General features: G+C 73.5%; 17 protein-coding genes. 10 read left to right on the top strand and 7 right to left on the bottom strand.

Annotated features, from left to right (window positions below; all coding sequences use genetic code 11):
- Window positions 1–326 precede the first annotated feature (326 nt).
- Genes amrb99_RS16365 through amrb99_RS52425 form a run of 3 tightly spaced genes read left to right on the top strand, consistent with a single transcriptional unit; the run spans window position 327 to window position 1,959 of the window.
- Window positions 327–968: a nucleotidyltransferase gene (locus tag amrb99_RS16365; protein WP_347256707.1), complete on the top strand. Its 642-nt coding sequence runs from the start codon at window positions 327–329 to the stop codon at window positions 966–968.
- A complete protein-coding gene (locus amrb99_RS16360) occupies window positions 965–1,201 on the top strand; it encodes a BON domain-containing protein (protein ID WP_190856823.1) in 237 nt (78 codons plus the stop codon). Before amrb99_RS16365 ends, amrb99_RS16360 begins: the two co-directional genes overlap by 4 nt.
- Window positions 1,198–1,959: a metallophosphoesterase gene (locus tag amrb99_RS52425; protein ID WP_190856822.1), complete on the top strand. Its 762-nt coding sequence runs from the start codon at window positions 1,198–1,200 to the stop codon at window positions 1,957–1,959. Before amrb99_RS16360 ends, amrb99_RS52425 begins: the two co-directional genes overlap by 4 nt.
- Before the next feature lie 10 nt (window positions 1,960–1,969).
- On the opposite strand, the gene amrb99_RS16350 is transcribed toward amrb99_RS52425, so the two are convergent.
- Together amrb99_RS16350 and amrb99_RS16345 are read right to left on the bottom strand one after the other, a co-directional pair.
- On the bottom strand, window positions 1,970–2,983 hold the full coding sequence (locus amrb99_RS16350) for a DNA topoisomerase IB (RefSeq protein ID WP_190856821.1): 1,014 nt from the start codon (window positions 2,981–2,983) through the stop codon (window positions 1,970–1,972).
- A gap of 7 nt (window positions 2,984–2,990) precedes the next feature.
- Window positions 2,991–3,839, bottom strand: a complete 849-nt coding sequence (locus amrb99_RS16345) for an SDR family oxidoreductase (protein WP_190856820.1) — start codon at window positions 3,837–3,839, stop codon at window positions 2,991–2,993.
- Between the two features lie 165 nt (window positions 3,840–4,004).
- Between amrb99_RS16345 and amrb99_RS16340 the strand changes: the two genes are divergently transcribed.
- From amrb99_RS16340 to amrb99_RS16330, 3 genes are all read left to right on the top strand, one after another.
- Window positions 4,005–4,778 (top strand): SDR family NAD(P)-dependent oxidoreductase, encoded by a 774-nt coding sequence (locus amrb99_RS16340; protein WP_190856819.1) that lies wholly within the window; start codon window positions 4,005–4,007, stop codon window positions 4,776–4,778.
- A gap of 8 nt (window positions 4,779–4,786) precedes the next feature.
- Window positions 4,787–5,551: a crotonase/enoyl-CoA hydratase family protein gene (locus amrb99_RS16335; RefSeq protein ID WP_190856818.1), complete on the top strand. Its 765-nt coding sequence runs from the start codon at window positions 4,787–4,789 to the stop codon at window positions 5,549–5,551.
- Between the two features lie 314 nt (window positions 5,552–5,865).
- Window positions 5,866–6,948 carry a hypothetical protein gene (locus amrb99_RS16330; protein ID WP_190856817.1) on the top strand — a complete coding sequence of 361 codons (1,083 nt, stop codon included), beginning with the start codon at window positions 5,866–5,868 and terminating at the stop codon, window positions 6,946–6,948.
- A 277-nt stretch (window positions 6,949–7,225) separates the two neighbouring features.
- Here amrb99_RS16330 and amrb99_RS16325 read toward each other — a convergent pair whose 3' ends face one another.
- On the bottom strand, window positions 7,226–8,299 hold the full coding sequence (locus tag amrb99_RS16325; RefSeq protein ID WP_190856816.1) for a right-handed parallel beta-helix repeat-containing protein: 1,074 nt from the start codon (window positions 8,297–8,299) through the stop codon (window positions 7,226–7,228).
- A 269-nt stretch (window positions 8,300–8,568) separates the two neighbouring features.
- A complete protein-coding gene (gene arfB / locus amrb99_RS16320) occupies window positions 8,569–8,994 on the bottom strand; it encodes an alternative ribosome rescue aminoacyl-tRNA hydrolase ArfB (protein ID WP_190856815.1) in 426 nt (141 codons plus the stop codon).
- A 96-nt stretch (window positions 8,995–9,090) separates the two neighbouring features.
- Here arfB and amrb99_RS16315 point away from each other — a divergent pair, with 96 nt between their 5' ends.
- On the top strand, window positions 9,091–9,924 hold the full coding sequence (locus amrb99_RS16315; RefSeq protein WP_190856814.1) for an oxygenase MpaB family protein: 834 nt from the start codon (window positions 9,091–9,093) through the stop codon (window positions 9,922–9,924).
- A 181-nt stretch (window positions 9,925–10,105) separates the two neighbouring features.
- Here amrb99_RS16315 and amrb99_RS16310 read toward each other — a convergent pair whose 3' ends face one another.
- Together amrb99_RS16310 and amrb99_RS16305 are read right to left on the bottom strand one after the other, a co-directional pair.
- Window positions 10,106–11,329, bottom strand: coding sequence for a trypsin-like peptidase domain-containing protein (locus tag amrb99_RS16310; protein WP_190856813.1), 1,224 nt, complete (start codon window positions 11,327–11,329; stop codon window positions 10,106–10,108).
- 216 nt (window positions 11,330–11,545) lie between these two features.
- The gene (locus amrb99_RS16305) at window positions 11,546–12,994 is read right to left on the bottom strand and encodes an MFS transporter (RefSeq protein WP_190856812.1); all 1,449 of its coding nucleotides are present in this window, start codon (window positions 12,992–12,994) and stop codon (window positions 11,546–11,548) included.
- Between the two features lie 88 nt (window positions 12,995–13,082).
- Between amrb99_RS16305 and amrb99_RS16300 the strand changes: the two genes are divergently transcribed.
- The 3 genes from amrb99_RS16300 to amrb99_RS16290 all read left to right on the top strand — a co-directional run bounded on the left by amrb99_RS16300 (window position 13,083) and on the right by amrb99_RS16290 (window position 16,291).
- Window positions 13,083–13,817, top strand: coding sequence for a TetR family transcriptional regulator (locus amrb99_RS16300; RefSeq protein ID WP_190856811.1), 735 nt, complete (start codon window positions 13,083–13,085; stop codon window positions 13,815–13,817).
- Between the two features lie 81 nt (window positions 13,818–13,898).
- Window positions 13,899–14,630: a response regulator transcription factor gene (locus amrb99_RS16295; RefSeq protein ID WP_347256714.1), complete on the top strand. Its 732-nt coding sequence runs from the start codon at window positions 13,899–13,901 to the stop codon at window positions 14,628–14,630.
- Window positions 14,630–16,291: a HAMP domain-containing sensor histidine kinase gene (locus amrb99_RS16290; protein ID WP_277819931.1), complete on the top strand. Its 1,662-nt coding sequence runs from the start codon at window positions 14,630–14,632 to the stop codon at window positions 16,289–16,291. Before amrb99_RS16295 ends, amrb99_RS16290 begins: the two co-directional genes overlap by 1 nt.
- Before the next feature lie 135 nt (window positions 16,292–16,426).
- Here amrb99_RS16290 and def read toward each other — a convergent pair whose 3' ends face one another.
- Window positions 16,427–16,960 carry a peptide deformylase gene (gene def, locus amrb99_RS16285; RefSeq protein ID WP_190856810.1) on the bottom strand — a complete coding sequence of 178 codons (534 nt, stop codon included), beginning with the start codon at window positions 16,958–16,960 and terminating at the stop codon, window positions 16,427–16,429.
- Window positions 16,961–17,017: the final 57 nt, after the last annotated feature.

Genomic DNA, 17,017 nt, shown 5'->3' with positions numbered 1-17,017 from the left:
CGACCCCGCCCCGCAGGCCCGGCGCCCACCACCCGCGCCCTGACGAATCCGGTCAGGCAAGTCGGATGCCTCCCCGGCATCCGGCTCGCCGCAGGCGGCCGGCTGTCCCCGCCCAGCGCGTGTCCGCCGGTGACCCGCGCCGCCCCGGCCGCGGCCCAGAGAGGGCGCGGCCGGGCGAGGCGCGGTGGGGTGCGAGTGGGGGCTTGCTGGGGCGGGTTGGCGGGTGCGAGTGGGGGCTTGCTGGGGTGGGTTGGTGGGGTAGGGGTCGGTATGAGCTGGGGTTTCTGGGGTACCGGCGCGGTGAGCGCTAGGAAGCAGGGGTTCGTGTGGGGGATGTGCAGGCCGGGACGAGGCGCGCGGGGGCCGTGCCGAACCTCGGCGTGGTCCGGGGCAGCGGGTCGCCGGGCCCGGGCGGCGCCGGGGACGGCCTGCTGCTGAGCCTCAAGCGGGCCGCCGCCGCCCTGCGCGACGCGGGGATCGAGTACGCGCTGGCGGGCGGGTTCGCGGCGTACGCGCACGGCGCGGCGGTGTCGACGCACGATGTGGACTTCGTGGTGCGGGAGCGCGACGTCGAGACGGCGCTCGCGGCGCTCGCCGCGGCCGGCATGGGGCACATGGACAGCCCGGAGAACTGGCTCGCCAAGGTCTCCGACGGGGAGTACTTCATCGACCTGATCCACACGCCGTCGGGCCGCCCGGTGGACGGTGCGCTGCTCGGGCGGGCCACGGAGATGGCGGTCGGCGCGGTGTACATGCCGGTGCTGCCCGCGACGGACCTGGTGATCATGCGGTTGCTGGCGTTCAGCGAGACGGCGTGCGACTTCAGCGGGTTCCTGCATGTCAGCCGGGCCCTGCGGGAGCAGGTCGACTGGCCGTACGTGGCCGAGGAGACGGCTGGGTCGCCGTACGCGTACGCGTTCCTGACCCTGCTGTCCCGGCTCGGCGTCATCGAGGGGGGCGTGCCGTGACCGAATACCTGCCGGCGCACATCCAGGAGACGCTCGCGGCGCGCGCGCACGAGCTCGGTATCCGCGTGGACGTGCGGGGAAACGTGGTGCATCTGCGCGGGGAGGTGGCCAGCGAGGAGCAGCGCCGGGAGGTCGAGGAGGCCGCCCGGGTGGCTGCGGAGGGCCACGAGATCTGCAACGAGGTGCACGTCGTCGCGGTCCCGGAGCCCGAGGGGGAGGAGAGGCTGTCATGATCCGTGTGGCGGCGGCCGGGGACCTGCACGTGGGGGCCGACATGGCCGGGGTGTACCGGGGACGGCTCGGGCGGCTGGCCCGGCAGGCGGACGTGTTCCTCGTCGCGGGGGACCTGACCAGGCACGGGACGGTCGAGGAGGGCCGGGTCGCGGCGGGCGAGCTGCGCGACCTCGGGGTGCCGGTGATCGCGGTGCTGGGCAACCACGACTACCACTCCGACGAGGAGGACGGGATCGCCGACGTCCTGCGGGAGGCGGGGGTGACCGTGCTGGAGGGCGGCGGGACGGTCGTGGACTGCGACGGGAGTCGGCTCGGCGTCGCGGGCGGCAAGGGGTTCGGCGGCGGGTTCGAGGGCAAGTGCGCGAGCGACTTCGGCGAGCCGGAGATGAAGGCGTTCATCCGGCACACGAAGGCGTTCGCCGACCGGCTCGGCACCGCGCTGCTGGAGCTGGACGCGGACGTGCGGGTGAGCCTGACGCACTACTCGCCCGCCGAGGACACGCTCGAAGGCGAGCCCCCGGAGATCTACCCGTTCCTCGGGAGCTACCTGATGGGCGAGGCGATCGACGCGGCGGCGCCGGCGCTGGCGATCCACGGGCACGCGCACAAGGGGACGGAGAAGGGGATGACGCAGGGCGGCGTCCGGGTGCGGAACGTCGCGCTGCCGGTGATCCAGCACGCCTACGCCCTGTACTGCCTGGAGCCGCCGGAGGCGGCGGGCGCCGGGCGTGCCGAGGAGCGCGTCTCGGCCTGGTGACCGCCCGGGGTCAGGATTTCAGCAGCTCGATGACGGCCTGTTCGACGGGGCCCTGGGTGGCGAGCTCGCCGGGGGAGGCGTCCACGCCGAGCTTGGTGAGGGCGGGGGCGATCGTCCGGCCGGACTCGTAGAGGGTGATGATGCGCGGGTCGATGTAGGAGGCGCGGGCCACCGCCGGGGTGTTGCCGAGGTAGGCGGCGACCTCCTTGACGACGCGGACGACGGCCTTGCGGCGGGCGGCCTCGCCGGTGCCGGCGCGGGTGGAGACGGCGAGGCCGACGGCGGCGAGGACGGTGGCGTGCCAGGTGCGGAAGTCCTTGGCGGTGAAGTCGCCGCCGGTCACCTCGCGGATGAAGGCGTTGATGTCGGACGCGGTGACGTCGTGCCAGCCGTTGCGCGTCCGGTAGGCGAGGAGTTCGGGGGAGCCGTCCTCGCGGCGCTTCAGGCCGGTGACGACCTTGCAGACGTTCTCCTCGGCGACGGACTGGTAGCGGTCCTTCGAGCCCTTCGCCGGGTACTCGAAGGCGACCTCGCCCCGCCGGCAGGTGACGTGCTCGCGCAGGACGGTCGCGAGCCCGAACGTGCCGTTCTCCGCCGCGTACTCCTCGCTGCCGATGCGGAAGAAGCCGAGGTCGATGAGCCGGACGGCGGCGGACAGCACGCGCTCGCGGCGGTAGCCGCGGCCGGCGAGGTGCCCGGCGAGCGTGTCGCGGACGTCGGGGAGGCGTGCGGCCAGGTCGAGGACGTGGTCGTGCTTCTCGCGGTCGCGCTGCTCGCGCCACGCCTCGTGGTAGAGGTACTGGCGGCGTCCGGCGGCGTCGGTGCCCATCGCCTGGATGTGGCCGTCGGCGTCGGGGCAGATCCACACGTCCTGCCAGGCGGGCGGGATGACGAGGGCGCGGATGCGCGCGCGCTCGGCGGGGTCGGCCAGGGTGCGGCCGTCCGGGCCGAGGTAGGTGAAGCCTTTGCCGCACTTGCGCCGCGCGAAACCGGGTTCGGAGGGGTCGCTGCGCTGGAGGTCCATGGGCGCCTCAGCCGGGATGGATCTCGCCGCCGGCCGGCACCAGCGTCTGGCCGGTGTAGTAGGACGACTGCCGGTTCGCGGCGAAGAAGACGTAGGAGGGGGCGATCTCGTCGGGGTCCGCGGGGCGGCCCATCGGGGCCTGACCGCCGAAGCCCTCGACGCGCTCGGCGTCGAACGTGGCGGGGATCAGCGGCGTCCAGACGGGGCCGGGGGCGACGCAGTTGACGCGGATCTCGCGGTCCATGAGGCTCTGCGCGAGGGAGGTGGCGAGGGTCATCGCGGCGGCCTTGCTGGCGGCGTAGTCGATCAGCGTCTTGTTGCCGCGCAGCCCGTTGATGGACCCGGTGAAGACGATGGACGACCCGGGACCCATGTGGTCGAGGGCCTCCTGGACGGTCCAGAACAGCGCGTACACGTTGACGGCGAACGTGCGCTGGAGCTGCGCGTCGTCGATCTCGCGGACGTCCTTGACCGGCGTCTGGGTGCCGTGGTGCAGGACGAGGACGTCGAGGCCGCCGAGGTCGCGGACGGCGTGCTCGACGGTCTCGCGGCAGTGCCGCTCCTCGGCGAGGTCGCCGCCGAAGGTGAAGCAGCGGCGCCCTTCGGCCTCGACGAGGGAGGCGGTGTGCCGGGCGTCGTCGTCCTCTTCGAGGTAGGTGAGGGCGACGTCGGCGCCCTCCTTGGCGAACGCGACGGAGACCGCGCGGCCGATGCCCGAGTCGCCGCCGGTGATCAGCGCGCGCCTGCCGTCGAGGAGGCCGCTGCCGGTGTAGCCGCGCATCTCGTCGCGGGGCTCGGGTGTCATGTCCCCCGTGCGGCCCGGGTAGGTCTGGCTCTGTGCCGGAGGTTCGGTCATGCACCGACGGGTGCCCGGGGCGTTCCCCGGCAAACGTTCGCCGTATTGTGACTCCCGAGTAACATCGCGCCCGGGCAATCCGCCGGGGTGTGAGCAGAACGCCGGGGTGACGTCTGGGTAACATCATCCCGAACCACATTCGGTCCCTCACGTAAGGTGCTGCTTATGGACCTGAACGGAGTTTCCGCCGTCGTATCCGGTGGCGCGAGCGGCCTCGGTGAGGCCACCGTCCGCGCGCTGGCCGCCGAAGGCGCCAAGGTCGTCGTCGCCGACATGAACGAGGACAAGGGCAAGAAGGTCGCCGACGAGGTCGGCGGCGTCTTCGTCAAGACCGACGTCTCCAGCGAGGAGCAGGTGCAGGCCGCCGTCCAGGCCGCCGTCGACACCGGCGCCCCGCTGCGCGTCATCGTCAACAGCGCCGGCATCGGCTGGGCCTCGCGCACCGTCGGCCGCGACGGCACCCCGCACGACCTGGCCTCCTACGAGACCGTCATCCGGGTCAACCTGATCGGCACCTTCAACCTGATGCGCATCGGCGCCGCGGCGATCTCCAAGACCGAGCCCGCCGACGCCGACGGCGCCCGCGGCGTGGTGATCAACACCGCGTCCATCGCCGGCATCGAGGGCCAGACCGGGCAGATCGCCTACTCGGCCTCCAAGGGCGGCATCATCGGCATGACGCTGCCGGCCGCCCGCGACCTCGCCGCGATCGGCGTCCGGGTCAACACGATCTGCCCCGGCATCATCGACACCCCGATCTACGGCGAGGGCGAGGCCGCCGAGGCGTTCAAGGCCAAGCTCGCCGCGCCGGTGCCGTTCCCGAAGCGGATGGGCAAGGCGTCGGAGTTCGCGCACCTGGTCAAGTCCCTCATCGAGAACGACTACATGAACGGCGAGACCATCCGTTTCGACGGTGGCATCCGCTTCCAGCCGAAGTGAGGCACTGAATGTCCGACGCTGTTCTCACCGAAGAAGACGGCGCCGTCCTCATCATCACCATCAACCGGCCGGAGGCCCGCAACGCGGTCAACGGCGAGGTGGCGAAGGGGATCGCGGCGGCCCTGGACGAGCTGGACTCCCGTAAGGACCTGTCCATCGGCGTCCTGACCGGCGCCGGCGGCACGTTCTGCTCCGGCATGGACCTCAAGGGCTTCCTCACGGGCGACAACCCGACCGTCGAGGGCCGCGGTTTCGCCGGCATCACCGAGCGTCCGGCGGCCAAGCCGCTGATCGCCGCGGTGGAGGGCTACGCGCTGGCCGGCGGCTGCGAGGTCGCGCTGGCCTGCGACATGATCGTGGCGTCCCGGGAGGCCCAGTTCGGGCTGCCCGAGCCGAAGCGCGGCCTGGTCGCCGCGGGCGGCGGGCTGCTGCGGCTGCCGCAGCGCATCCCGTTCCACATCGCCATGGAGATCGCCCTGACCGGCGACAGGTACCCGGCGGAGCGGATGGCCGAGCTCGGGTTCGTCAACCGGCTCGCCGAGCCGGGCGGCGCGCTCGCCGCGGCCAAGGAGCTGGCCCTCAAGGTCGCGGAGAACGCCCCGCTGGCGCTCGCCGCGACCAAGAAGGTCATCGTCGAGTCCGCCGACTGGTCGTCCGCCGAGGCGTGGAAGAAGCAGCAGGACATCACGCTGCCCGTCTTCACCTCCAAGGACGCGCAGGAGGGCCCGGCGGCCTTCGCCGAGAAGCGCAAGCCGAACTGGAAGGGCGAGTGACCGCCTTCCTTTCGCGGGTGACCGCCTTTCGCAGGTGATCGCCTCTCGCGGGTGATCGCCTCTCGCGGGTGATCGCCTCTCGCGGGTGATCGGCGGGCGGTGGCCGGAGGGACGTCCTCCGGTCACCGCCCGCAGCATGCCGGACGCCCGGAGCCGCACCGGCTCCGGGCGTCCGCCGTTCCCGGGGCGCGGGAGGCGAGCGGGATGCCTGGGGCGGGTGCGGCCTGTTCTGGCCGTCCGGAAAGTCCCTCTTACCCGGAAGTAAGTCTTCCCGTACTCTTTGGCGTGCGCTTGAACTGATCTTGGGAGCTCTCATGGGACGGAACGCGGTGCGCGCCGCGGCCCTGGCGATCGCCTGCGGCGCCGGAACGCTCGCCCTGTCCGCCGTGCCCGCCCAGGCCGCCGCCGGGTGGAAGAACGTCGGCGGCGCCGGTCTGGCCTATGACGGCAGCCTCGACCGCATCGACTTCGGCGCGGCGAACGCCGGCTGGGCCGTCGGCGCCGCGGGCTCGTTCTTCAGCCCCCAGACGAAGATCGCCAAGTGGAACGGGTCGGCGTGGGTGGCGCAGGCCAGCCCGGTCGGGTTCACCCCGACGGACGTCGCGGTCGCGAGCGCGAGCAAGGCGTGGATCGTCGGCTACAACCTCGGCGGCACCGTCGGGCTGTACTGGAACGGCGCCAAGTGGAGCAAGGCGGCCTATCCGCTGGTCGGCCTGCCGAGCCAGGTCGCGGCCGCGCCGGACGGTACCGCCTACTCCGTCGCGGGCGTCGACCCGACCGCGGGCGGCCTCAGCGCCGTCCTGCGCTGGACGGGCACCGCGTGGGCGGACGCGAAGGTGCCGCTGCCCGCCTCGTCCACGATCACCGCCGTGGACGTGAAATCGAAGAACGACGTGTGGCTGGCCGGGTCGACGTCCGCCACCGGCACGTCGGTCACCGGCCTGGTGATGCACTACGACGGCAAGGCGTGGAAGCGGATCGCCGTACCGGGCTCCCTCGGCACCCCCGCCTACCAGGGCACCCTCTACAAGATCGTCGAGAACTCGCCGACGAACGTGTACGTGCTGCGCGTCCGGCAGAACGCCCAGATCACCAACGCGATCCTGCGCTACGACGGCACGTCCTGGAAGACGATCAACACCCCGCTCAACACGGCGGGCATCGGGCTGTCGGCCGACGGCAAGGGCGGCGTGGTCATGCTTCCGGTCACGACCGGCACCAGGACCCAGTACATGCACTACAACGGCACGTCGTGGACGACCCTCAACGGGCCCGCCCGCAGCGGCGCCGTCCAGGCGTCCGACGCCGACGCCCGTCCCGGCACCGCGGCGATCGTCAGCGCCGGGACCGCGACGCAGACCGGCAAGAAGGTGCCCTTCATCGAGTACTACGGCTGACCCGCCCCGCCCCGCCGAGGCCGGCGCACGGCCGGCACCGCGGACTGCGGCCGACCTCCGGCCGGCCAGGTCCGGACGCCCGTCCCGTCCACCCCCGGGACGGGCGTTCGCACGTCCCAGGCCCGCGACAGTCCCCGGGCGAGCCCCGCGTCTGCCCCGTTGCGCTCCCGTGCCGCCGGAGGTGCCCGCGGAGGGATTTCCGCGTCCCGGCGGCGGGACGCGACGCGGGCACCGGCGCCGGGGCGGTCACCCGGGACGGACCGCCGGCGCGGTCAAATCAGCAGAGACCGGCCGGGTTGGACGTGCGGCACAGGTTGTGGCGGAACCGGTTGGTCCTGCTGCCGCTGTTGTCCACCAGATCGAACGGCGCGTTGCCGCGGACCACGTTGAACTGGACGAGGTTGTCGCGGGCGGGCCGGTTCAGCGGCGGCGTCCCGCGGAAGAGCACGATGCCGCCGGAGTACGGCAGCCTCCCCCGGTTGTCCTTCACGACGTTCTTCTCGACGAGGTTGTGGTCGCCGCCGAAGAACAGCACGCCGGTGCCGCCGAGCGGCGGTACCTCCTCGTGCGCGGCGCATTCCCGGTTGTTCTTCGAGACGTTGTTCTTCCACACCTTGGTGTTGCCCTGGCCGCCCCTCTGACTGTCGTCGACCAGCGCGACGCCGACGCAGTTGCCGACGAGCTGGTTCTCCCACGCCTTGACGTGGCGGGCGTGCCGGACGAGCAGGCCGATGGCGTTTCCGGTCGACCGGTTCCCGGTGACGACCGTCCCGTGCGCGTCGGCGATGTCGCCGACATAGAAGCCGGCCTCGTCGCCGTTGTCGAGGGCCCAGTCGTGCGCGAACCGCCCGCGCGTCGAGTTGAATTCCGAGATTCCGTACTCGCCATTGTCGGCGGCGAGGACGTGTTCGACGGTGAGGCGGTCGGTGAACTGGCCGAAGATCCCGTTCTTCGCGAACCTGCGCACGGTCAGGTCCTTGATCGTGACGCCCTTCACGGGGTGGCCGGGGCGCCCGATGACGCAGATGCCGGTGCCGGCCCGCATGACGGCGGCGCAGTGGTCGACGCCGCCCGGCCGGAGCACGGTCTTGTCGCCGGAGCCGCGGATGGTGAGGCGTTTCGTGACCAGGACGCCCCCGTCATAGGTCCCGCGGAGGAGCTTGATGGTGTCGCCGGGCCTGGCCCGGTCGACGGCCTCCTGGATTGAGTGTCCCGGACGCACCACATGGATGCGGTGGTCGTGCCCGTGCGCGCCGCCCTCCTGCGCCGACGCCTGCCCTGCGGTCGCGAAGGGGGCGAGACCGGCCAGCACGGCGACGACGCCGACCGGACCCGCGGTAGTCCATCTCATCCTGTTTCTTCTCCCTTTCTGCTGATCTGCTGGCCGCGGACGCGCATGCGTCGCGGCATGGCCCGCGGCGTTCCGCCGCGGGATCCGCGCAGGTCATTCCGTCGGCCCGGAGAAGCAAACATCTACGGATTTTTCGCGGGTCGGCCGAGTTTGCCGTCGCTTTCGGCAGTGCCGAGTTTTCGCAGCCGATCAGCCGCGATGTCGCCCCGACATGAGGGCTGAATTACTCACTTCGGGACAATTTGCCCGAGACGTGCGAGAAGGGCCGCTCAGTCCCAGCGGCGGGAGCGCTGCCGCTTGACGTCGGAGCGGCGCTTCTTGTTCTCCAGACGCCGCTCGTTGATGCCGCGCGGGACCTTCTTGGGGATGCGCTTCTTCGGCGGCGGCGCCGTGGCCTCGGCCAGCAGCGCGCCGAGCCGGGCGCGCGCGGCCTCGCGGTTGCGCATCTGGGAGCGGTACTCCTCGGCGCGGATCGTCAGGACGCCCCGGACGAGCCGTCCCGACAGCCGCTCCAGCGCGCGCGCCTTGAGGGGCTCGGGCAGGGACGGGGACGCGGCGACGTCGAAGGACAGCTCGGCGGCGGTCGCGCTGGTGTTGACGTGCTGCCCGCCGGGTCCCGAGGAGCGGGAGAAACGCCAGCCGAGCTCGGACTCCGGGATGGAGACCGAGCCGCGGACGTGGATGTCGTCGGGCATGTCCCCGATTATCCCCGTCCGCGGACGATCATGTCGTCCGGTTTTCCGCCGCCCCGGGGGTGCGTGTCGTGCAAGTACTTACTTACACTGATCGTCATGACCGAAGGACTGTTCTCCGACGACGACCTCATCCGCCGGATCACCCGGGAGGGCGTGCTCATCGCGGCGGGCGGGGCCGCGTCGCTGCTGCAGACCGCGCATCCCCAGGTCGCGCAGGGCGTGTACGACCACAGCTACACCGCCGAGGACCCGCTGCGGCGGCTGCGCAACACCATGGGCTGGCTCTACGCGGTGCAGTTCGGGACGCGGGAGGAGGCGGAGGCCCTCAGTGCCCTCGTGACGCGGGGGCACGACCAGGTCACCGGCCCCGGTTACCGGGCGAACGACCCGGAGCTGCAGGTGTGGGTCGCGGCCACCCTCTTCGCCGTCGCCGCGCAGTTCTACCAGCTGCTGTTCCGCCGGACGCTCGCCGAGGACGAGCTGGCGGAGTTCTACGGCCAGACCAAGGTCTACGCGACGATCCTGGGCTGCCCCGAGGAGCGGCTGCCCAAGACGTACCGGGACTTCCGCGTGTACTACGCCGGCATGCTCAACGACCTGGAGATCAGCGACGCGTCCCGGGCGATCGCCCACCAGGTGCTGCACCCGAGGCTGCCCGGCGGCCCGCTGAACGCGCCCGGCCTGGCGGCGATCCGGCTGATCACCGCGGGGATGATGCCGGCGCCGATCCGCGAGCAGTACGGATGGACGTGGAACCGGGCGCGCGAGCTGCGGTTCCGGATGCTGATGGGGGCGCTGTCGGTGGTGTACCCGCGGCTGCCGCTGCGGCTGCGGACGCTGCCCCGCGACTACTACCTCCACACGACGCGCAAGATGCTGGCGAAGGCGACGGCCGGGCGCCGTCCGGCGATCCGCGTCCCGTCGAGCTGACCGCGTCCCGTCGAGCTGAGCGCGGCCGCGTGACCCACAGGCAGGTCACGCGGCCGCTCTTCCATGCCGGGGCCGTCCCCAGCACCCGGCCCGGCCTGGGAACGGCCCCGCACACCGGGGCCGCCGCCCGTCCGCCCGCTCCCCCCAGAGCCTGGACGGGACGGCGCTCCCCGGTGAGCCTCTACACCGACGCGCTCGAGATGATCTTGTCGGCGGCCTTCTTCGCCTGGTCGATCGGGATCGCGAAGCCGACGCCGATGTTGCCCGAGCTGCTGCCGGACGTGGCGATCGCCGTGTTGACGCCGATCACCTGGCCGGCGCTGTTCACCAGCGCGCCGCCGGAGTTGCCGGGGTTGATGGCCGCGTCGGTCTGGATCGCGTTCTCGATGACGGCCTGCTGCTGCTGGGACAGCCGTCCCTGCAGGCCCGGCGGCAGGTCCTGCTGGCCGCCGCCGGAGTCGCCCTCCTGGACCTGGCGGCCGAGCGCGCTGACGATGCCGGACGTCACCGACCCGCTCAGCCCGAGCGGGTTGCCGACCGCGAGGACGGTGTCGCCGACCGCGAGCCGGTCGCTGTCGCCGAGCGTCGCGGGCTTCAGCCCGGACACGCCCTGCGCCTTGATCACCGCGATGTCGTTCGCGGTGTCGGCGCCGAGCAGCGTCGCCGGCGCCGTCCTGCCGTCGCTGAACTTCACCGAGAGCTGTCCGCCGTCCGACACGACGTGCGCGTTCGTCATGATCACGCCGTCGGAGCGCAGGATCACCCCGGACCCCTCGCTCTCGCCCGTCTGCGACCGGCTCGAGATCGACACGACGCTCGGCTGCACCGCGGCGGCGACCTGCGCCGTCGTGCTCGCCTTGCTGGACGCGCCGGAGACGGCGACCGGGCTGGAGTAGACGGTGCCGTGGTCGGCGAACGCCATCGCCACGGCCGCGCCCGCCCCGCCCGCGCCGACCGCCAGCGCGGCCCCCGCGACCAGCGCCGCGACCTTCTGCCGGGCCGTCCACAGCGGGCCACGGCGGAACGGCCCCGCCGCCCCGGCCTGCGGGACGCCCCAGTGCGGCGGCCCCGCCGCGCCGGCACCTGCCGCCGCCGTGGGCGCGTGCCACGCCCCGGGCTGCTGCCATCCCCCGTACGCCTGCTGGCCGTGGGCCTGCTGGCCGTGCGCTTGCTCCTCGGGTGCCTGCTGGCCGGGCGTCTGCTGGCCGGGCGCAGCCTCCCCGAGCAGCGGCTGGTCGTGCGGCTGCCGCTGGTGCGGCTGTCCGGGCCGGCTGAGATCGGGCCGCTCGGGGCCTCCGGCGTGCCCCGGTGCCGCGGGCCGCTCGGATGGCGCGTGCCGCTCGGATCCCGCGACGTGCCGATCCCAACTGTGCTGCTGTGGCTCCTCGGGCCTTCCGGCGTCCATGTGAACTCCCTCGTCTCGCCGTCGCATACGAATCTGCGCCGGGGGTCTGGAGCCCACCTGGATCCGGCCTGAAAGTGTGCTGGATAAGGCCGGCGTCAAAAAAACCGCGGCCGGGAGGGCGTGCGGCGTGTCGCCCTCTCGGCCGCGGTGGCGAGGAGGAGTGGCCAGGGCGCGGGGATCCGGTCCCTGTCCGGACCGGGGCGCGCCCTGTGCCGACTACTCAAGCGCACGTACCTGAACGTTCCCTGAATCCACGCCCCGCTCTTCCCGAGGATCCCGCGCGCCCCCGGGACCGCGCGGGATCGCGGCGGCGACGCCGAGGGCCGCGACCGCGATCACAGCGAGCACCGCGAACGCCCCGGTGTAGCCCGACTCCGGCGAGAGCTTCGCCGCGGACGCCCTGCGCGCCGCGAGGATCGCGGTGACGGCCTGCGCGCCGACGGCGGCCCCGACCGTCCGCACGATCGTGTTGACGCCCGTCGCCACCCCGGTCTGCCCGGGCGGCGCGTTCTCCACGACGAGGTTCCCGATGGCCGCGAACGCCAGCCCGTAGCCGACCCCGATGACCGCGCAGGCGGCGTACACCTCCCACAGCGCCCCGTGCGCCCACGCGAGCAGGGCGAACGCGGCGACCGCGCAGACCGTCCCGGCCTGGAACGGGACGCGGGACCCGGCGCGGCGGGCGAGCCGGGGCGCCGCCGGGCCGGCGAGCAGCATCAGCGCCGCCATCGGCACCATCAGCAGCCCGGCCGCGGACGCGGAGAGCCCGAACCCGTAGCCGGACGCCCGCGGCGCCTGCACGAACTGCGGGATCAGCGTGATCGAACCGAACATCGCCACGCACACGACCAGGGTGGCCAGCGTGGTGGCGGCCGGTCCGCGCCCGCGCAGCAGCCGCAGGTCGACCAGCGGCGCGCGGACGCGCAGCTCAGCCGCCGTGAAGGCGGCCAGCGCCAGGGCCGCGCCCGCGAACAGCCCGATGACCCGCGCCGAGCCCCAGCCCCACGCGCGCCCCTGGCTGATCGCCAGCAGCAGGCAGACCAGCGTCGCCGGCAGCAGCACCGCGCCGACCGGGTCGATCCGCCCGGAACCGCCCGGCCGCGTCGCCGGCAGCCGGGTCGCCAGGGCGAGCGCGCCGGCGGCGAGGACCAGCGTCGCCCAGAACAGCCACGGCGTCCCGGCGGCGTCGACGAGCGGGCCCGCGACCACCATCCCGGCCGACCCGCCGATCCCGAACACGGCGCTGACCAGCGCGACCACGCTGCGCAGCCGGTGCGGCGGCAGCGCCGACCGGGCGATCCCGAGCGCGAGCGGGAAAGCCCCAGAGCCCGTCCCCTGGACGGCGCGTCCCGCCACCAGCCACCCGAAGGAGTGCGCGGACGCGGCGAGGCCCGCGGCGACCGTCCCGGCGGTGAACAGCAGCAGGCAGGCCACCAGGATCCGGCGGTGCCCGTACAGGTCGCCGAGCCGCCCGGCGATCGGCGTGACGACGGCCCCGGCCAGCATGAACGCCGTGAGCGTCCAGGTCACCTGCGCGGCGGGGACGTCGAGCTCGTCCCGCAGCACGGGCAGCGCGGCGATGACGATCGTCTGCGCGAGGCTCGCGGGGAACGCGGCGGCCAGCAGCGCCGCGACCATCCCCCTCCGTTCCGGCCCTCCGGGCATCGGATCCGCCTTTCCGATCGATATTAGGTAAGGCGAACCTAAATCTTGCGGACAGGCGTCCGCAAGATGTTCGGCTACGGTTCTCCGCATGTCCGAGTCCGGCCCGCACCGCCCGCCCGCCGGGCCGCCCGACCCGACCGCCGGGCCGTCCGACCCGCCCGCCCGGGAGCGGCGGCCCTGGGGCAGCATCAGCCGCGCGCAGATCGTCGCCGCCGCCCTCGAGATCACCCGACGGGACGGCCTCGGCGCCCTCACCATCCGCGCCCTCGCCGCCGACCTCGGCGTCTCCCGCATGGCCCTCTACCGGCACGTCTCCGGCAAGGACGAGCTCGTCGCCCTCGTCATGGACGCGATCGCGGCGCGCGACATCGTCCCGCCCGACCTCGGCGCCGGCCCCTGGCCCGGCCGCCTCCGCCGCATCGCCGACGGCCTGCGCCGCGAACTCGGCGCCTACCCCGGCACCATCGACGCCCTGGTCACCCGCGGCGACCACGGTCCCGGCGCCCTCCGGCTCGTGGAGACGATCCTCGCGACCCTCGCCGACGCCGGCCTCGACGAGCGCGCCGCCGTCCGCTACTACCTGGTCTTCATCGACCTCGTCCTCGGCCGGATGCACTTCGAGGCCCACGGCGACCCCATCGACCGGCACCGCAACGCCAGCCTCGGCGTCCACGGCCGCGCCGCCGGCGACGGCCCCGGCGCCCTGCCCCGGCTGCGCGCCGCCGAACCCCACCTCCGCGAGATCACCACCGCGGAGGTGTTCGACACCGAGCTCGACATGCTGATCCGCGCCGTCGAGGCGGAGGCGGGGAGCCGCAGGTGAAGGGAATGCTCGGCGCACCTTCAGGGGACATTCAGGTTCGGGTGCGAGCCTCGGAGGCGACCCTGGAGGGAGAGCGTGTCAGTGGTTGAACGGACGGCGAACGCGAACGCGGGCGTGCGGGCGCCCGAGGCGACGCTGCTCGTCGTCGAGGACGAGCCGAACATCCTGGAGCTGCTGGCCGGCAGCCTGCGCTTCACCGGCTTCGAGGTGCTCACCGCGACCAACGGGGCCGACGCCGTCCAGTCCGCGCGCCGGCACCGGCCCGACCTGATCGTCCTCGACGTGATGCTGCCCGACATCGACGGGTTCGACGTCGCGCGGCGGCTGCGGTCCGGCGGCGACCACACTCCCGTGCTGTTCCTCACCGCGCGCGACGCGGTTCAGGACCGCATCAAGGGCCTGACGATCGGCGGCGACGACTACGTCACCAAGCCGTTCAGCCTGGAGGAGGTCATCGCCCGCATCCGCGCCGTCCTGCGGCGCTTCCGCGGCGGCGTCGCCGAGCCCCCGCCCCGGATGGTGTTCGCGGACGTCGAGCTGGACGAGGACAGCCACGAGGTCTGGCGCGGCGGCAAGGCGGTGCAGCTGTCGCCGACCGAGTTCAAGCTGCTCCGCTATTTCATGGCGAACGCCGGGCGCGTCCTGTCCAAGGCCCAGATCCTCGACCACGTGTGGAACTACGACTTCCGCGGCGACGCGGGCATCGTCGAGTCCTACGTGTCCGCGCTGCGGCGCAAGGTCGACAACGCCGAGCCCCGCCTCATCCACACGCTGAGGGGCGTCGGCTACGTCCTGAGAGAGCCCCCGGCCTGATGGAGCCCCGCGTCCCCGGCCCCGGCGCGCTCCCCGCGCACCCCGCGGGCCCGGCGCCCGGCGACCGGCCGGTCATGGAACCGGGACCGCCGCCCGGCGGCGCGCACGCGGCCGGCATGCCGTACGGCCCGTACCCGGGCGGGACGGGGGGCGACGAGCCGCCGCGGGGGACGCGGCGCCCGCGCTGGAACTCCTGGATCCGCGGGCTGTGGTCGCGGTCGCCGCTGCAGATGAAGCTCATCGCCGGCATGCTCGTCCTGGTCACCCTCGGGATGACCGTGATGAGCGCGGCCGGCGCCTCGGTGCTGCGCCAGTACCTCGTCGGGCGCGCCGACGACCAGCTGCGCTCCTCGGTCGGGCATGTGATCATCCAGGTGACCGAGCAGGTCCAGGGGCACTACAACCTGAACGTCCGGGTGCCCAGCGAGATGTACGCGCAGGTCCGCGGGAGCAACGGCCGTCCGATCGGGCAGAACCTCGCGGTGGGCGAGCGCGGCTACCCCAAGCTGCCCGCCGACGTCACCGGCCGGATCGACCGGCCGTTCACCGTGTCCGGGACGGGCGGGTCGAGCACGAACTGGCGGGTCCTCGCCGAGCCGATCCCCGGCACCGGCGCCACCGTCCTCATCGCGGTCAGCCTGGCGGAGATCCAGCGGACCGTGAACCGGCTCATCGCCATCGACGTGATCGTCGGGCTGCTGGTCCTCGCGGTGCTGGTCGTCCTCGGGGTGTGGGTGGTGCGCGCGAGCCTGCGCCCGCTCGCCGAGGTGGAGGAGACCGCCGGCGCGATCGCGGCCGGCGACCTGTCGCGGCGCGTCCCGGAGGCCGACCCGCGCACCGAGATGGGCCGGCTCGGACGGTCCCTGAACGCGATGCTCGCCCAGATCGAGGCGGCGTTCGGCGCCCGCGCCGAGTCGGAGGCGGCGGCGCGGCGCTCGGAGGAGACGGCCCGCCGGTCCGAGGAGCGGATGCGCCGCTTCGTCGCCGACGCGAGCCACGAGCTGCGCACCCCGCTCACCGCCATCCGCGGTTTCGCCGAGTTCTACCGGCAGGGCGCCGCCCGCACCCCCGAGGAGATCGGCCGGATGATCGGCCGCATCGAGGAGACCGCCGGCCGGATGGGCCTGCTCGTCGAGGACCTGCTGCTGCTCGCCCGCCTCGACCGCCAGCGGCCCATCGAGCGGCGCCCCGTCGACCTGCTCGCCGTCGCCGCCGACTCGGTGCAGGAGGCCCGGGTGGTCGCGCCGGACCGCCGGATCGAGCTGTCGGTCGAGGGCGGTCTCGCCTACCAGGTGCGCGGGGACGAGCCGCGCCTGCGGCAGGTCCTCGGCAACCTGCTGACGAACGCGGTGGCGCACACGCCGCCGGGCACGCCGGTGGAGGTGCGCCTGTCCCCGGGCACCCTGCGCGGGGCGCCCGCCGCGATGCTGGAGGTCGCGGACGAGGGCCCCGGCCTCTCGCCCGACCAGGCCGAACGCGTCTTCGAGCGCTTCTACCGCGCCGACGCGTCCCGCTCCCGCGAGGGCGGCCGGACCGGGACCGGCCTCGGTCTCGCCATCGTCGCCGCGCTCGTCGCCGCGCACGAGGGGTCGGTCGAGGTCGACTCGGCCCCGGGCGAGGGCGCGACCTTCCGCGTGCTCCTCCCGCTCGACGCCGACTGAGCCGCGCTCAGTGGACCGGGCTCCGGGGGCCGGGCTCCGGGGGCCGGGCTCAGGGCGGTCGGGCTCAGGGGGAGGCCGGGCTCAGGGGGAGGCCGGGCTCAGGATCGTCACGCCGGTGCGGCCGGGAGGCCGGGCTCAGGGGCGCTGGAGGTTCCGGATCGCGCGCATGGCCTCGCGTCGCGCGTCGCCGGACAGCACGTCGATGTAGACCTCGCCGTCGAGATGCCCGCACTCATGCTGCAGGCAGCGGGCGAAGTACCCGGTCCCCTCCACGCGGACGGGCCGGCCCTTCGCGTCCACGCCCTCCACGACCGCGTGCGCGTGGCGCGGGGTGTCGAACCGCAGGCCCGGCAGCGACAGGCACCCCTCGGGCTCCACCAGCAGCTCGCCGTCGGCGGCCACGAGCACCGGGTTGACGACGTGGCCGACGTGCCGGCGGCCCCGGTCGTCCTCGCAGTCGTACACGAACAGCCGCAGGCCGGAGCCGACCTGGTTCGCGGCCACGCCCGCGCCGTCCGCCTCGTACATCGTGACGAACATGTCGTCGACCAGCTTCTCCAGGGACGCGTCGAACGTCCGCACGGGGTCGCACGCGGTGCGCAGCACCGGGTCGCCGAGAAGCCGGATCGGGCGGGCGGTCCCGTTGCGCGTCGTGGTCCTCTTGCTCACCCGGATGATCCTATGTCGCGATTTCCGCTCCGCCCGAACGGCCGCGGAAACGCGAAC

Origin of the sequence: Actinomadura sp. RB99 (assembly GCF_014706005.1) — a bacterium.
Taxonomy (GTDB): Bacteria; Actinomycetota; Actinomycetes; order Streptosporangiales; family Streptosporangiaceae; genus Spirillospora.
The sequence above is the reverse complement of the archived record's forward strand: the minus strand, read 5'-3'. Positions and strand labels throughout refer to the sequence as shown.

Excerpts from the sequence above, each read along its gene's own strand:
- amrb99_RS16335 (WP_190856818.1), top strand. The coding sequence starts at position 4,787 with ATGTCCGACGCTGTTCTCACCGAAGAAGACGGCGCCGTCCTCATCATC.
- amrb99_RS52425 (WP_190856822.1), top strand. The coding sequence starts at position 1,198 with ATGATCCGTGTGGCGGCGGCCGGGGACCTGCACGTGGGGGCCGACATG.
- amrb99_RS16340 (WP_190856819.1), top strand. The coding sequence starts at position 4,005 with ATGGACCTGAACGGAGTTTCCGCCGTCGTATCCGGTGGCGCGAGCGGC.
- amrb99_RS16345 (WP_190856820.1), bottom strand. The coding sequence starts at position 3,839 with ATGACCGAACCTCCGGCACAGAGCCAGACCTACCCGGGCCGCACGGGG.
- amrb99_RS16290 (WP_277819931.1), top strand. The coding sequence starts at position 14,630 with ATGGAGCCCCGCGTCCCCGGCCCCGGCGCGCTCCCCGCGCACCCCGCG.
- amrb99_RS16325 (WP_190856816.1), bottom strand. The coding sequence starts at position 8,299 with ATGAGATGGACTACCGCGGGTCCGGTCGGCGTCGTCGCCGTGCTGGCC.
- amrb99_RS16305 (WP_190856812.1), bottom strand. The coding sequence starts at position 12,994 with ATGCCCGGAGGGCCGGAACGGAGGGGGATGGTCGCGGCGCTGCTGGCC.
- arfB (WP_190856815.1), bottom strand. The coding sequence starts at position 8,994 with ATGCCCGACGACATCCACGTCCGCGGCTCGGTCTCCATCCCGGAGTCC.
- amrb99_RS16315 (WP_190856814.1), top strand. The coding sequence starts at position 9,091 with ATGACCGAAGGACTGTTCTCCGACGACGACCTCATCCGCCGGATCACC.
- amrb99_RS16300 (WP_190856811.1), top strand. The coding sequence starts at position 13,083 with ATGTCCGAGTCCGGCCCGCACCGCCCGCCCGCCGGGCCGCCCGACCCG.
- amrb99_RS16350 (WP_190856821.1), bottom strand. The coding sequence starts at position 2,983 with ATGGACCTCCAGCGCAGCGACCCCTCCGAACCCGGTTTCGCGCGGCGC.
- amrb99_RS16330 (WP_190856817.1), top strand. The coding sequence starts at position 5,866 with ATGGGACGGAACGCGGTGCGCGCCGCGGCCCTGGCGATCGCCTGCGGC.
- amrb99_RS16310 (WP_190856813.1), bottom strand. The coding sequence starts at position 11,329 with ATGGACGCCGGAAGGCCCGAGGAGCCACAGCAGCACAGTTGGGATCGG.